The organism is Mesosutterella multiformis (assembly GCF_003402575.1).
Taxonomy (GTDB): Bacteria; Pseudomonadota; Gammaproteobacteria; order Burkholderiales; family Burkholderiaceae_F; genus Mesosutterella; species Mesosutterella multiformis.
Genome location: NZ_BGZJ01000002.1, coordinates 323280 through 339294, shown reverse-complemented (window position 1 = coordinate 339294; position 16015 = coordinate 323280). Strand labels below are relative to the sequence as shown.

Here is a 16015-nt window from a genome sequence, read left to right as displayed (position 1 = left end):
CTCGCGGCTCAGCAGTACATCGCGCCCTCCGTCATCGGATAGTCCGAGAGCTCTTCCGCGAACTGATCGAGGTTCATCGGCCAGTAGCAGGCTTCTTCATTCACTCCGGTCTGCGAGAGGTAGATAAAGTCCTTCTTGATGTAGAACCGAGCGGTGCGCCGCTTCCCCGGCTTTGACTTACAGAACTCGTCATTCAAGTAGTCCCGGATCACACGCGGCATGTTCTTATAGACCCAGGCGAATATGAATTCCCGGGTCGGACCGTCGTCATCGTCGTCCTCCTCGTCCACGTCAATCTCGTCCTCATCAACCGTAGCCGCGAGAATGTCAGCTTCCTCCGGATCTCCGGTCCCGATTCCGCGGTCTTTCTTCCACGCGGCCTTGATATCGTCGAGCGTCGACTCGAAATACGCTTCCAGCAGCGAATCGATTTCGTACATCACTTTCTGCTGGACTTCGGTTGTCAGCTCAGTGTTTTTCGTGAGCGCTTTCAGCGGATAATCCGCGTACGCACTGTCGTAATACTCATCAACCATTTTTCCCTTCCCTTGTCATGAAGCGGATCGCTTTAAATCCGCCATAACGATTAACGTCTCTTTCGCGGTCTCTGATTTTCTTGCTAAATCAGAACACTGCGGCTCAGTTCCTGAGGGAAGATTACAAGGAAAGAATGGGAAATTCCGGGGTATTTGCCGTGATCCGGCGTCAATACTGTCCTTCGATCACAATACCGGTTTTTGGAGCACGGAAAACGGGTTCCGTGAGGGTCGGATTCGGGTCGCTTAAGGGGAGAGTCACCCCCTCCCCGATCTCACTTACGCCGCTTTTGTCACCCGGGGCGTCGTTCCGTAGTAGCTCTTATAGGCGCGGTAAAAGTTGCTCGCGTTCTTGTAACCGAGCAGCTCCGCGATTTTCTCGTTGCTGAGCGGGGTGTTTTCGAGAAACAGCTTCGCTTTCCGCATCCGGGAATCGAGCAGAAGCTCTGAGAAGGTCTTTTCAGTGAGTTTCACGAGGAGCCGCGAAAGATAGACCGGGTGGTAACCAAAGTGATCCGCCATCGATTGAAGCGTGAGCGAATCGGAGTGGAGCGCGATGTACTGTAGGAGCGATTCCGTGAGTGTGGGCTTCACGGCTTTTTCCTGCTCCTCGTGGTACGAACGGATGATATAGAGAAGGATCGTGAGCGTGAGGGACTTGAGGATCTTCTGACTGCAGAGGTTCCCGCCCACGTACTCTGTCATCATAATCCGGAGAAGATTCCAGATCGGGGAACACCTGGGGAGCGAGAGCTTGATGAATTCATCCGCGTACCGGTTCTTCATCGGTTCAAGGAAGAACCGGAGCAGCACCGGGTCCTCGGAAATCGGCGCAAGGTACTCCCGAAGGAACGCCTCTTTCTGAATCAGGATCCCGACGATCGAGACCGGATCCGGCCCCGACTTCTTCATCGCGTAGCCGCTGTAGGGCTGCCCGATATAGCAGTCCCCTTCTTCAAGCGTCACCCGGTTGCTGTAGCGCGCGGAGAGCGCCTCATACGTCCCGTGGTACGCGAAGTTAATGAAGAAGAAATCCTGGCGGTGAAACCGCTCATCGATATGGTCGCCCGTAAAGGCGCAGAGCATCACTTCTTCCTCAGGGTCCCCGAGCCACTGCGAAATGAGTTCGGTCCGGCCCCCGACGGGATCCGGCCGGAAGTCCCAGCGGAGGGTCGGGAAACGGCGTGAGAGTTCCGCGAGCGCCGCTTCAGCCGCTTTTTCATCCTTTGTCATTTCGTGTGGATCCTCTCCCGCCATAGGTTAATAAAAGTCAGTATACCTGTTAACTTCAGGTACTGTTTTCTGTCCTCTCCTTCTCTACCATTACAGCATCAGGAATCCCGGTGTGAGGGGCATCGGGAACCTTTTTTGCAGAGAGAAAATCAGGAGAATAAGCATGTATAACTTTGTCTTCCATATGCCCGCCAAAGTCCTTTTCGGACCGGGGAAGCTGCAGACGCTGCATGAAGAGACGCTTCCGGGGAAGAAAGCGCTCATCGTGACCACGAACGGCACTTCGGTGAAGAAGTACGGGTACCTTGCCTCGCTTGAGAAGGAACTTGATCTCGCGGGGGTCGGGCACGAACTCTTTGATCAGATCCGTCCGAACCCGACGTCGGATAACGTGATGGACGGCGCGGCGCTCGGGAAGAAAACGGGCTGCGACTTTGTCGTGGCGCTTGGCGGCGGCTCCGTGATGGACTGCGGGAAGTGCATCGCCCTCATGATGACGAACCCCGGGACGATCTGGGACTACAGCCTGTCTGTCAACGGCGGTAAGAAAGCGGCTCCGGTCGCGGCGGTTCCGATTGTCGCGATTACGACGTCAGCCGGCACCGGTTCCGAAGTGGATATGGCTTCTGTCATTACGAATGAGGCGACGAAAGAGAAGACCGGTATCTTCTTCCCTTCCATGATGCCGACGCTTTCCATTGTTGACGCGAACCTCATGAAGAGCGTGCCGCCGAAATTCACGGCTTACCAGGGAATGGACGCGTTCTTCCACGCCGCGGAATCCGTGATCAATAAGAATGAGCACCCGATGGGCGAAATGTTTGCCCTGAAGGCGATTGAACTGATCGCCCAGAACCTCCCGACCGCTTATAAGAATGGGAGCAACATGGAAGCCCGCGCGAATGTGGCTCTCGCGAACACGCTCGCCGGTTTCTACATGCTCTGCACGTCGGAACACACGATGGAGCACGTGATGGGCGGCTATCACGATGACCTCGTTCACGGTGCCGGCCTCATCATGATCAGCCACGCCTACTTCAACTTCTTCGCGAAGCGTAAGGCCGCTGAGGAACCGATGAAGAAGATGGCGCGTGCCATGGGCGTGAAGGATCCGCAGTCGGGAGAAGACTTTATCCAGGCGCTCGACGCTCTGATCGCGTCCGTTGGCTGCGCTGATCTCCGGATGAGTGACGCCGGCATTACGAAGGAAGAGCTGAAGGGTTATCCGAAGCGCGTTCACGAGGTGCTTGGCGGCGATATCACGGCCGATCCCCTGCCGCTCTCAGACGCTGATTACCTTGAGATCTTCGAGGAATCCTATAAGTAAGACGATTCAGTGAATCTGAATTCTGTATGAGGGGGAAAGCCGGGGTGCTCCAGCGCGGGGCACCCCGGCATTTTTGTCGGCCGACAAAAAAAATCCGGACCCGCGGTGGCCGGTCCGGCAAATGAGAAAACAGAGAGGGAGATGACACCGGGGGATGGTTGTTATTGAGGAGAGAGACGCCCCGGTGCCAGTGAAACCAGTCAGGCCTTCTTCGGGAACTTCCCGAAATACACCTGCTTATTCCGGGCTTTGCCTGAAATCTTATCGATATCCACTTCCCACACCGAGACGCGGCCCATGCCGGCCTTGATGTAGTTCTGGGCATCCTTATCCGGGACGCTCGGATCCATGCGGTGAACGATGCTCATGAGAACGTGGGTCTTCTTCTCGGGATCGGTCACGAGATGCGCTTTCCCCGTCACAATGGCGCTCGCGTAATTGATCGCGAATTCACCCTTCGCCACTTCGTGCCCCCCGATCCAGCAGAGCGATACGTTCGGGTTCTGCTCGAGATCCTTTCCCTTCCGGCCCTTATTTGAGCCGTGGAAATAAATCTTTCCATCGAGATAAATCGGCGTCACCGGGATCCCGTACGGGTAGTCAGCTTTATCCGCCATGCTGAGAACCGCGTGTTCGGTGTGATTGATGATGAAGAGCGCTTCGTCCTTTGTGAGCTGACGCTCAGGCTTCCGGGACATCGGGCCATCCGTGCTGCCTGTCATTTCGTCCGCGAAACTCATCGCCGGAATGAGAGCCGCGCCCAGCATCAGGGCGGAACGCCGATTGATTTTTGTCATTTGAGATTTCTCCTTGGTTACTGCTTTGGTTGTTGTATGGAGAAAATTGTATGGATGCGTTTTAGAATTGAATCCATACAGATTTGCGGTTTCTGACCCCCTCAGTCTTTTTGATTACTCCTGACGCATGGCTAAACCTATTGTGATTCCGGCGCTTTCGATCGACCCCGTGGATCCCGCCCCGAAGTATCAGCAGATCAGGCGGGAACTGACGCGCCAGATTGAGGCCGGCATCCTGACGCCCGGTACCCGGCTCCCCGGGATCCGGAAACTCGCGCGACTGCTATCGGTTTCGCCGGACACGGTGAAGCGCGTCTTTGATGACCTCGCGGATGAGGGCTATCTGAAATCGATCCCCAGATCCGGTTTTGTGGTGGACCGGCTGCCGGACGTCCGCCCTGTTCCGAAGACGTCTGATCCGGCACCGTTTCCTCTTGGTCCGCGGCATTCATCTGAAACCGCGGCGCTCGCTGCGGCCGCTCTCCGCGACTACTCCCCCGCTTTCTCGAACCCGGCACCGTTCGTCGGTATCGCGACCGGGATGGCGAGCGACCCGGATCCCGTCTGGACCCGGCTTTCCGCGCAGCTCGCCCGGATGACCTGGCGTCACACTGGGTACTCGGACCCCCGCGGGTACGGCCCTCTTCGGGAGACACTCTCTGATCTTCTGAGGCGGCTTCGCGGGATCGCCGCGGATCCAGACGACATCATTATCACGACGGGTTCCGTTCAGACCGCGTCGATCGCGTCGCAGATTCTATTCTCCGCAGGTGACACCGTGTGCGTAGAGTCTCCAGGGCTGAAACTCGTGTCCGACGTGCTCGCCTTCCGGGGCTGCCGCGTGAAGAAAATCCCGGTGGATACGGATGGGATCCTCACATCCGAAGTGGAAGCCGCCGGAAACGCGGCCGGTGTCTATGTGACCTCCGCCTGCCAGTATCCGCTGGGGTTTGAACTGTCATCGGACCGCCGGGCAGCGCTCCTCAGCTGGGCCCTGAAGACCGGTGGCTGGATTATTGAGGATGACTACAACAGTTTCCTTCGGGTCTCGGAATCGGTGTCCGCCCCGAGCCGGAGCATTGCGGGAGCTGAAAGCTGCACTATTTTTCTCGCGAGCTTCTCAACCACGGTTTTTCCGGGGGTCAGGATCGGTTTTGCCGCGGTCCCGCATGAGGTTTCAGACGCTTTCGCGGGAGCGAAGCTCCTCACGGACCGCCATAATCCCGAGAACCTGCAGGCGGTGCTCTCGGAATATATCCGCAGCGGAGCCTGGGACAGCCACGTGAGGAAACTCGCCCGCCGCTACCGGGAGCGGTACCGGTTTTTTATGGAGGCTGCCGGGAAACGGCTGTCGCCCTTCGGGGAGTTTTCAGAAACAAAAAGCGGAAAGCACGCGGTGTTTCTCCTGGACCCCGCGTTCCGGGATACCGAGGCCGCCGCGATCCTTGAGAAATCCGGGATTTTCGTGTGTACACTCAGCGTGATTTCGGATCCGGCGCGTCCGATGAATGGGTTTCTCTTTGGCTACGCCTATCCGCCTGAAACCGTGCTCCCGGCGCTTGACCGGGTCCGTGAGGTGCTCACGTCCCTTGCCCTCCGGAAAAAAGCCTGAGAGGGCCGCCAATACCCCTTTCGGGGATGCGGGAACCGGATCCGGCTTTGTTCTCCAACGGGCCGCGCGAAAAAAAAGACCCTGCTCGGCCGAAACTGAGCAGGGTTTAAAGTGATGGCGCGAGCCATGAAAGTAAAACCCCCGATCGCGCCATCAACTCCTGCCAGGATCCTCTCCGACCCGGCGGGAATTACACATAGAGAAGAAGCTTGCCTTTGCCCTCTGCCCTTTCCGATGGGCAAGAATCTCGAAAGGCAGACGGACAAAGACAGAACTGAACGAGGAGACTGGTTGGGTACAGCTATTCAGTCCGCGCTTGAGAGGAGCGGGGGTCAAGCAAGTCAATCAATGAATCCAGTGCCAACTGACAGAGCCGGAAGCCGGTTTACGTAAAACAATCAACCAGAATCAATCAGTTGTGAATTAAGTTATGTCTTCCATTCAGCTGAACTTTCTGACTTCAGTAGCACAAATGAAAAATAAGACCTAATTTTTCCGAAAGTATAGCGATTTTTGCTGTAGATCGGATATCCATTTCTGAGTCACATCAATTCTGAAATTAAATCTGTCTTTAAAAGTTAAGTAAAAGTCCTTAGCAAAAAACAGCTGACAGATTTATTGGTAAAAAATGACAAAAATTGCATTCTCGTCTACAAATCTGTTCAATTCGCGTATGAAATCCTTTTATTAATCAAGAGATGGCTGAATAGCGCTGATTATTGTGTCCTGATAAAAAGGGACTGTCAGACAGCAACCTTCTCCAATAAGTCACGCTTTTCGCTATCTTCCTTCGGAAATTTTCCATAAGTCAGATGTGAACCTATGAGGGAAACCGATAATATTTATAAGTAGGTACAAAGTCCCAAAAGCCCGGCCCGACGGGGGTCTCCGAACTTCGGCGTGCCGTTCCCCGAATCCGGAAGAGCGTCAGAACCGAAGCGCTCATTGTTTCCTCACTCGATTGCCGGCTAAGCGTCTAATATAGGGACACAAAAATTCGTTTTGATCCCTTTAAGGAGCATTGATCCATGGCTGATATCGTCTTGAAAGACCGGGTGTACCCCGAAGTGGCCGGGTGGGCGGATGAACTCACCGCGATCCGTCACGAAATTCACCAGCATCCGGAGCCGGGGCTTGAGACCGCGGAAACGGCGGCCCGGATCGTGCGGATCCTGAAGGGATGGGGACTGACCGATATCGATGACCGGCTCGTGCGAAACGGTGTCGTTGTGCGGATTGAGGGGAACCGCCCCGGCGCGGTGATCGGACTTCGGGCCGATATCGACGCGCTCAAAATGGATGATCAGAGTGTGAACCCCTGGAAGAGCCTGAAACCGGGTCTCGCCCACACCTGCGGTCACGACGGTCATCAGACGTGGCTCATGGGGGCACTGCGCTACCTCCACCTCCATCGCGACTTCCCCGGCACCGTGATCGGGATCTTCCAGCCCGCGGAAGAAATCGCGGAAGGCGCGAAAGCCGTTGTCGCGTCCGGGGTCTTTGAGAAGTACGGGATCCAGGAGATCCTTGGGGCGCACGATGAGCCGGCGCTCCCGAAAGGCGTTTTCGGGATGAAGTCAGGTCCGCTTCAGGCGTCGTCTGACAATTTCTTTATTAAGGTGATCGGGAAAGGGACGCATGGCGGCCGGCCGCATCAGGGGCTCGACCCCATCCCGGTGGGCTGCCAGATTGTGTCGGATGTCCAGACGATTATTTCCCGCCGTATCAACCCGGCGGACCCCGCGGTGATCAGTATCTGCTCCCTCAACGCCGGGAAGTACGAACTCACGAATGTCGTTCCCGGTGTCCTCACGATGAGCGGCACGGTGCGCACCTTTAACCCCGAAGTCCGGGCACTCATCAAGGAGAAGCTCCCGAAAACCGCGAAGGGAATCGCGGAAGCCAACGACCTCGAAGCCGAAGTCGAATACCGGGAACTGATTCCGCCGGTGATCAATGATCCGAAACTGACTGCGGCGTGCGTTGAGACCGCGACCGTCCTCTTCGGTCCGGATCACGTGAAGACCGACCTTCAGCTCATCATGGGCGCGGAAGACTTTTCGCTTTATCAGCAGAAGGTGCCGGGGCTCATGATGCGGGTCGGGATCCGGGATGACAATCACACGGCGACCCTCCATAACCCGACTTTTGACTTCAATGACGAAGTGCTCCCCGCCGCGGTGACGCTCTTCGCCGCGCTCGCGAAGTCGCGTCTCGAGGCGCTCTCGAAGTAACCCGATAAAAACAGAATCCCGAAGAACCGATGGAGGAAGTTCTTCGAGATCCCTTGCTGCGAATGAGAGTCTTTGATCGTTTGTGTGACTGAGCGTAGCCGGAGTGGCTTCCGCGCTGTGTTCACCCGCGTAAAGATCGATTTCTGTCTGTTGCTGTTTCAGACCGCCCGGACAATATTCCCCTTCTGAGAGGCGGCACTTTTGCTTTAACGCAAGCTTTTTCCGTTTTAGCGGGGAGGATAAGGAAGCGGTTTCTGGAATCGGTTTCAGATGCAGCTTCTGAAATGGATAGTGTGAACCACTGATCGGTGGCTTCTTTTTATTTCGGAAGCTGCTTGAAGTTCGGTTACTTAACCCGCTGAATCAACATAAAAAATGCCGCAGGTTTCAAACCCGCGGCATTTTCTTCAGATCCCCTGAGGTTCCCGCCCGGAAGGGAAGGAACCTCACGTCACTAGCCTATCAGAAGAGCACCTTCGCTCCAATGAAGGCCCCGAGGTTCCGGAAGCTGTGACTGCCCTGCTGGTACGCGGCAGCGCCCCAGAGGTTCACGTGTTTCGAAAGCTTCCCTTCGACCCCGAGCTTCAATTCGCCGAAGTTCCGGTTCCCTTGGATCCGATCGTGGATACCGTCGTACGTCACCCCAAAGGTCTTCGTGTCGTGGTACCAGTTGAGACCAATAAAGGGTTTCACCGCGCGGCCCGTCTTCTCGTTCGTGAAGAGGTGGTAGACCGTGGCACCCACGCGGGTCCGGATATTCCCGGCACCCGTACCGGCCACCGTGAAGTTCTCGGCGTCGATATGCTGATCAGCCCGGACACCCATGCGGATCACCTGAGCCTGGAGCTGGAGTCGGGCGGCATTCTTCGTGCCATCCGCGCTCACCCAGTCCTTCAGACCAAACGTGTAACCGGCTTCAATCGACCCGGTGAAGCCCTTGGAGTCGTAAGACTCTTCGACGCTGTTACTCGGATCCACCTTATTCTTAAACTTCTGCCACAGGAGCCACGTGTCGACGTAGGGACCGGTTGCCGCGGGAGCGGCGTTCATGTAGGTCGCGTAGAGGCCGGCGGAGTAACCGGAGACCTTGCCTTTGGACGTCGACCCGATCGCGGAGGAGCGGGTCTTCTCGTTCTGGTGGGCGTAACCCATCATGAGACCGACGTGGAACCGGTGGTCACCCGAACCCGCCCAGGAGACGACATCGCCGCCAACCTGCACGAGACCCCAGTCGCCGCGGTTCGTGAGCTGATCATCCGCCATTTCGGTGTGGGACTTGCCGCCCGCCATCCGGATCCAGACGTTTCCGGAGTGCTTCTGGCTCTTCAGGGCGTCCGAGTACCGGGTTTCACCGAGCCGGTCATTGAGCGACATCGTGAAAAGCGTGTTCGACGCGAGCATATTCGCGGCGTAGCTGCCGAGTTCCGGTTTCACGTTATGAGCCGTGATGTCGCCCGGGTCAACAGACGGAAGGACGTCCGGGAGGTCATCTCCATTATCAGGATCGGGAGTCGGAGCCGGATCGTCATTCGTTTTCGGAAGGATGATCGTCGACGCGTTCGGGTCACGCTGACTCGTGAGATACCAGTCGTTCCCCACTTTCTTCAGGTCGTAGACATAAGCGCCGGCGGTGAGGCGGTTGGAGTCAGGCTTCGTGAAGACGGCGTCGGATGTCCCATCCACCTCGACCACCTTGATGCCCTCAATCGTCTGAGCGCCCCAGCCGGTCACGCGGGTGAACGTGATGCTCGCTGTGCCGGAAGTGTCGCCCTTCACAACGAGTTTATCGTGAGGTGACGTGTCGCCCGTGAGTACGGTGCTCATATTGAGTGAGCCGCCGTCCGCGGAATAGTTCCCGTCCACGGTAATCGTGGTGCCGGTAAAGGACTTCGCGTCAGCGGTCGGGTAATTCACAGTGCCCGCGCCCTGGGTGAAATTCGTGAGCTCAGAGTCGCGTGTGACATTCCATACCGCGTTCGCGTCCATGAATGTGACATCGGTCGTGCCGCCGGAGACGGTCGACGCGCCGTTCCAGATACCATTCATTGAGGCCGTGATCGAGCCGCTGTCTTCAGACACAAGGTCACCGTTCAGAGTCGGGATCCGGGTATCCATCCCATAGAGGTAATAAGTTATCTGGCCGCCCGACGTCGCGACGACGTTACCGGTTTCCACGGCGCTCTGCATTGCGCCGGCCATCATCTTGCCGCCGTTTGACGCGGTGAGGTCACCCGTGACAGTCCCGTTATCCATGGCCATGAATGTCGTTTCTGTAGGGGAACCGTCCGCCGTACCCACGCCGTCCGACACCACGTTGCCCGTAAGGCTGCCGCTGCCCTGGACGTAAATCGTGCTCTTGGCGCCCAGATAGGCGTACTGATTGCCATTCACCTGACCGTTCCCGTTCACATAGGTGTAAGACTGTGTGGGATACCGATCGGCACCGCTCCCGGATTCTCCGGTGAGTGTCGTGTCACCATTCCGGATGCCGTTATCTTCCGCGTGGAAGCCGCCGGCTGCGCCGCCAGAGAGCACGGCATCCGCGTTGATCGTGGAGTTTTCCCAGGCCTGCATCGAGAGAAGGGACCCGACTCCATCCGCCGTCGCCTGAGTCTTCCCGGTTCCCGCCCGGTCAGACCACGTGGAGGTACCAAAGGTCGCGATATCGGACATTGAGCCGGCGGTGAGAGTCAGTTTATCGGTGTGAATAAAGCCGTCAGAGCCGACAATGAGGCAGATGTTCGATCCCTGATCCACGGTGATATTGCCGGTTATCTGGGCGGGAACCCCATGATCCATCTGAATCAGGAGTGACCCCCTGTTTTTCAGGAGAATCGCGTTACCCGAGGCGTTCTGATTTTCGATCGTCAGCGGCGCGCCGTAAGTGATGATATGAATCCCCGCCGTATGCGCGTCTTCAAGACCTTTCTGCTCATCAGGGAGCCCGCTGATGATGGTGGCGTTGTCTGCTGAGTTATTCCGAAGTGTTATCCCCGTTCCGGTTTTATCGGTCGCGGATACCGTGAGGAGATCCCCGCTTCTGTGGTTCTCGATCGCGGAGCCGGTGCCGGTATTCTCAATCGTCACCGTGTCAGCCCAGATATCGGTTCGGGTATTCGGGCGGTAGTTAGGAAGATTAAGATCCGCTGTGGGACCGACATCAACGGTAGCTGCGGAACCGCCGCTTTTAAGCGTAATGCTGCCATGCGCGACGAGACCATCGGTATCCGATCCTGTTCCGCGGACCGAGATGGTCGCGCCGTTCTCCGAGCGGAGCGCGCTGCCGGTGGCCGATGTAATCACATAGTCGGACGCCCCTGAGAGGCTCACGCTGCTATTGAAACCCGACGCGTAAATCGCGTCTCCTTGGGTTTCAATCGTTGCTGTTCCGCCGTTCAGCGTGAAATTCACGGCCTGGGCGGTATTCGCGCCAGCGGTGGATTCTGTCGCCGAAATCGCGTTCCCCTCGCTTGACGTCAGGGCGAGATCGCCTCCGAGCCGTCCGGAGATCGTCGCGGCATCCGCCGCGCTCACCGCGGTGTCGCGCGTGGTAACCGTAAGTCCCTCGGTCAGCTCCAGCGTAATGCCGGCCCCGGTGTTCGTCGCGATGCCGTTCCCGTTTTTTGAATACGTCGCTGTCTGATCCAGTAATTTTGTCGGATCCTCAGGATACGCGGGATCCTGAACCTGAGTGTTTACCGTGACATCCCCAGCCGTGGTTTCGTTCGTCACGGTAAGGGAATTGAGCGTCAGGGTGATCGGGGAGTTCGCTTCCGGCTGCACCGGCACATAGTGGAATGTGAGATCCGGTGTCGCGGTCCCCGCGTTAACCGGGGAGGTGACCTCCGTATAGGTCACCGAGGCGTCGACCGACGAATCCTCGATTGTTGTCGTGATCCGGTTATAGTCCGCGCCCCACGCGGTACCTGAGAGCGCGAAGACCGCGGCCGCGACCGCTAGCGTAATGGACTGTCTTCTGAAGCTCGGTTTCTGCTCTGTCATGGCAATTTCTCCTTATATCAATGCCGGTCATCCGTTCTGTCCCTGGGACGGATGCCGTTCTGCGTCTGGGGGGTAAGGCCAGGTGGGACGCCCGGAATTCCGGTGACCCGCCCGGGTGGATGCCGCCCCCTGCTTTTTAGGGATCCCAGGGGGTTCGAATGGAACCCCGCCGTTTTTTCTTTTGACACGCTGGCTTCTGGAAATCGCTTAAAAGCGTAAAAATTGCGTAAAGATTACAAATCCTGATTTCATACTAGCAAATGGATTCGTTTTTGTAACTTATTTATCGTTTTCTGAGCCAAAAAAGCAGAAAGTTGTTGCTTTTAAGGTACAACTCTGACAAGTTGAAGACAAAAAGGCAACAATTCAGCCACGTTTTCGTTCTGTTGACCTGTATCGAAAAAAACACCGCAAGGATTTGTTGCATACCCCGCGGTGTTCTTTTTTTCTCTTTACAAAAGTCCTGAAACGCGCGTCAGGTTTCAAACATCAGAAGAGGACTTTCGCCCCGATAAAGGCTCCGAGGTGCCGGAAGCCCTGCTTCCCCTGCTGGTACGCGGCCGCGCCCCAGAGGTTCACGTGTTTATTGAGCCGTCCTTCGAACCCGAGCTTCACTTCGCCGAAGTTCCGGTTTCCTTCGATCCGGTCCTTCACCCCGTCGTACGTGACACCAAAGGTTTTCGTGTCGTGGTACCAGCTGAAGGTCGCGAAGGGTTTGAGCGCGAATCCGGTCTTTTCGTTCGTCAATTGGTTATAGACTGTCGCGCCGACCCGGGTTCTCACGTTCCCGGCCCCGGTGCCGTCCACCGTGAAGTTCTCGATATCCACGTGGCGGTCAGCCCGCACGCCCATCCGGATCACCTGGGCTTCGAGTCTCAGACGCGCGGCGTTCTGTGTCCCGTCTTCGCTCACCCAGTCATTCAATCCAAACGTGTAGCCCGCCTCAATCGACCCGGTGAAGCCCTTCGAGTCATAGGACTCCTCGGCGCTGTTACTCGGATCGACCTTATTCTTAAACTTCTGGAACTGCAGCCACGTGTCGGCATACGGTCCGGTTCCGGCGGGTGCGGCATTCATATAGGTCGCGTAGAGGCCGGCCGAGTACCCTGAGATTTTGCCTTTTGACGTGGTTCCGATCGCGGAGGAGCGGGTCTTCGCGTTCTGATGCGCGTACCCCATCATGAGACCGGCGTGGAACCGGTGATTTCCGGCTCCCGGCCAGTTGACGACGTCGCCCCCGACCTGCACGAGACCCCAGTCACCGCGGTTCGTGAGCTGCTGATCCGCCATCTCCGAGCGGCTCTTACCGCCCGCCGTCCGGATCCAGATATTGCCGGAATGCTTCTGGTCTTTCAGGGCATCCGAATACCGGGTTTCGCCGAGCCGGTCCGCGAGCGACATCGTGAAAAGCGTGTTCGCGGCGAGCATATTCGCGGCGTAGCTTCCGAGTTCCGGCTTCACGTTGTGAGCCGTCACGTCCCCTGGATCCGCTGGCGGCAGAATTTCAGGGAGCTCCTCAGCCGGTGTGGGCGTCGGATCCGGATCCTCAGTCCCCGGATCCGGGGTCGGTTCGGGATCATCATCCGCCTTCGGGAGGACGATGTGCGACTCCGGGTCCCGCTGACTCGTGAGGTACCAGTCGTTTCCGACTTTCTTCAGTTCATAGAGATAGGGACCGGCGACAAGGCGGTTTGATTCCGGCTTCGTGAAGACAGCGTCGGATGTCCCATCCACCTCCACCACTTTGATCCCTTCCACCGTCTGAGCGCCCCACCCGGTGATGCGGTTAAAGGTGATTGTGGCGGTTCCTTCGGAGTTCCCCTTGATCACGAGTTTATCGGTGGGTGAGCTGTCGCCCGTGAACACCGTATTCATGTTGATCGAACCGCCGTCAGACGAATAATTCCCGTCCACGGTCACCGTGGTGCCCGTAAAGGATTTCGCGGGGGCGGCCGGGAAATTGATGGTGCCTGAGTTTTGAGTGAGCGTCGTGAGTTCCGAATTCCCGGTGACATTCCAGACCGAGGCGGGGTCCGTCATCGTGAAGTCAATCGTGCCGCCTGAAACCGAGGACGACCCGGTCCAGGTGCCGGCAGAAGTCCCGGTGATTGAGCCGCCGCTTTGACTGATGAGGTCACCTGTGAATTTTGTTCCGGTGTCATTCAGCGTGAGAGAAGCCGTTCCGCTGTTCCTCGCGGTGATGTCCCCCGTGACTTCCGAGGTTCCATACGCGAGAATCCGCGCGGTGCTCTTTTTTTCCGCATCCAGCGAACTGACGCCGTCAGACGTGATATCCCCGGTAATCCGGGCGTCATCCCCCGCACCGAGCGCGATATCCCCGCCCGCCTCCGCGGCCGCGTTTCCAGTATAAGTGCTCGTGCCGGTCACAACCAGATAGACGGTGGAGGGACTCTCCGTGCTGTAATACACCGCGCTTCCGGTCGCAAGGACGTCACCCGTCCAGTCGGAATCGCCCATCACGTAGACATTCGTCCAGCCGCCGTTTATCGATGTCACGTCCGCCTTGGCGGTCGACTGCTCATAGGCCTGAAGGCCCATCAAGGTGCCCGCGCCGTCCGCGGTCGCCTCTGTCTTTCCGCCGTCCCGGGACGACATTTCGGCATTTCCCCAGAACGAAATATCCGCCATTGAGGTTTCGATATCGATCTTATCCGCGTGGATAAAACCGCCGTTATTCACGACCGCCGTAATCTGGCCCTTATCCGAGATTTCAATATTCCCGGTGATCTGGACGGGAGCTTTCGCGCCATACATCTGAACGAAGATGTTGCCGCTATGCTGCCCCCGGATCGCGTAGCCGTCAGGATCATTATTCGTGATGATGACCGGGCCGCTGTCAGACCGGACGGACATGGCGCGGTCGTGGTCTTCCGGGTCAGACTCAGCGGCCCCGATCTCAATCGTCGCGTTTTCCGCGGAATTGTTCACGATCGTGACGGAGTTATTGCCATAGAACACCGGCGTGAAACTGATGCGCTGAGTCACAGCGGAACCGCCTCCGGTATTCTCAACCTTCACGTCGCCCGCCTGGAAGTAGTTGTAATCCGAGGTTGGATAAGAATCACTCTCTTCGTACGACACGGTGGGGAGAGAAGCGCTGCTGAGAAGCGAGAGCGTCGCAGCGTTTCCGAGTTTGATATCGAAGTTTCCCCGATCCTCTGAAACCGCGGCGCTGCCAGCGTCAGAGGTAATCGTGAGCGACGTGTCGCCCGAGATCGTGACGGTGTATTTGTCGCCCGAGACCAGAATCCCGGTCCCCGCCGTTTTGATCGAGGAGCTGGGGCCTGTGATGGCGAGATTGAGGTTCTGAGTCGTACCGTCCCCGAGGGTGGCTTCCGTCACGGCAATCCCTGTATCCTTAGACGTCACCGTGAGGTTCCCGCCGATGGTTCCGGTGATGGAGGAACCCGCTGTCGCGGCGATCGCGGTGGTCCGGGCGTTCACCGTGAGATCCCCCGCGATATCAAGCGTGATCCCGGCATCGGTGTTTGTCGCGATGCCAGCGCCGTTCTTCCGGTAAAGGCCGGAGCTCGCCGTGGTGGTGCTCGTTCCATCGCCGTTATCAATGATGTGAACCGGCAGGTTATTTACCGGCACCCAGCCCGCGGTGGTCTGGTTATCAACGGTAAGGGACTTGAGTGTCAATGTAATCGGAGTGCCAGATTCCGGCTGCACCGGGACATAGATAAAACTGAGATCGGGGTCCTTGCCATCCGCGTCGATCCCCTCTGTGATGTCTTCATACGTCACGATGACATCGTCCGCGGGATTCGACATCGACGCCGTGATCCGCTCTGGCTTCAGCGTATCAGCCCCGGCGGAGATCGAGAGGAGCGCGGCAGCGACTGCCACCGTGATGGTTTTCCGAGTGATGCTGAATGCTCTTTTTCTCATAATGTCCTCACTCTTCATTTGCCCGCTGATTTTCCGGCGCGGTCAGGGGTTTCTGTTCTTACCGGGAGCGCTTTTCTTGATTCGACACTTTTGTTAACCAACCGGATCCATTGATAAAGAGCTGTCAACTGAATCCGGCTCTTTCATCACAAATCGGTAAAGCGTTAAGAATAGGTAAATAACAGCTTCTTAATTACATTATTCCCTTTAATTTCTGGTTATGCAATTATTTTTGTCGTTATGAGTAAAACAGCAATGATAGATTTATGACCTTTCCGTATCGCTCTTATTGACACCCAAAGCTGTCAACTTCAGTCAACCTGTTAAGTTAACGGACTACAAAAAAACACCGCGGGGAA

General features: G+C 56.9%; 8 protein-coding genes. 3 read left to right on the top strand and 5 right to left on the bottom strand.

Annotation, left to right across the window (positions count from 1 at the left end):
* Positions 1 to 8: 8 nt before the first annotated feature.
* Positions 9 to 536, bottom strand: coding sequence for a hypothetical protein (locus M4NBBH2_RS10135; RefSeq protein WP_116270860.1), 528 nt, complete (start codon positions 534 to 536; stop codon positions 9 to 11).
* Positions 537 to 815: 279 nt separating this feature from the next.
* A complete protein-coding gene (locus M4NBBH2_RS10130) occupies positions 816 to 1769 on the bottom strand; it encodes a helix-turn-helix transcriptional regulator (RefSeq protein WP_116270859.1) in 954 nt (317 codons plus the stop codon).
* Positions 1770 to 1932: 163 nt separating this feature from the next.
* Between M4NBBH2_RS10130 and M4NBBH2_RS10125 the strand changes: the two genes are divergently transcribed.
* Positions 1933 to 3096, top strand: a complete 1164-nt coding sequence (locus M4NBBH2_RS10125) for an iron-containing alcohol dehydrogenase (protein ID WP_116270858.1) — start codon at positions 1933 to 1935, stop codon at positions 3094 to 3096.
* 200 nt (positions 3097 to 3296) lie between these two features.
* On the opposite strand, the gene M4NBBH2_RS10120 is transcribed toward M4NBBH2_RS10125, so the two are convergent.
* A complete protein-coding gene (locus M4NBBH2_RS10120) occupies positions 3297 to 3893 on the bottom strand; it encodes a pyridoxamine 5'-phosphate oxidase family protein (RefSeq protein WP_116270857.1) in 597 nt (198 codons plus the stop codon).
* A gap of 127 nt (positions 3894 to 4020) precedes the next feature.
* On the opposite strand from M4NBBH2_RS10120, the gene M4NBBH2_RS10115 reads away from it, so the two are divergent.
* Both M4NBBH2_RS10115 and M4NBBH2_RS10110 read left to right on the top strand, forming a co-directional pair.
* Positions 4021 to 5505 carry an aminotransferase-like domain-containing protein gene (locus M4NBBH2_RS10115; RefSeq protein WP_116270856.1) on the top strand — a complete coding sequence of 495 codons (1485 nt, stop codon included), beginning with the start codon at positions 4021 to 4023 and terminating at the stop codon, positions 5503 to 5505.
* Between the two features lie 1028 nt (positions 5506 to 6533).
* Positions 6534 to 7739 (top strand): M20 metallopeptidase family protein, encoded by a 1206-nt coding sequence (locus M4NBBH2_RS10110; protein ID WP_116270855.1) that lies wholly within the window; start codon positions 6534 to 6536, stop codon positions 7737 to 7739.
* Between the two features lie 462 nt (positions 7740 to 8201).
* Here the strand turns inward: M4NBBH2_RS10110 and M4NBBH2_RS10105 are convergent, their stop codons facing one another.
* Positions 8202 to 11741: an autotransporter outer membrane beta-barrel domain-containing protein gene (locus tag M4NBBH2_RS10105; protein WP_116270854.1), complete on the bottom strand. Its 3540-nt coding sequence runs from the start codon at positions 11739 to 11741 to the stop codon at positions 8202 to 8204.
* Positions 11742 to 12230: 489 nt separating this feature from the next.
* On the bottom strand, positions 12231 to 15656 hold the full coding sequence (locus tag M4NBBH2_RS10100; RefSeq protein ID WP_170135153.1) for an autotransporter outer membrane beta-barrel domain-containing protein: 3426 nt from the start codon (positions 15654 to 15656) through the stop codon (positions 12231 to 12233).
* Between the last annotated feature and the right edge of the window lie 359 nt (positions 15657 to 16015).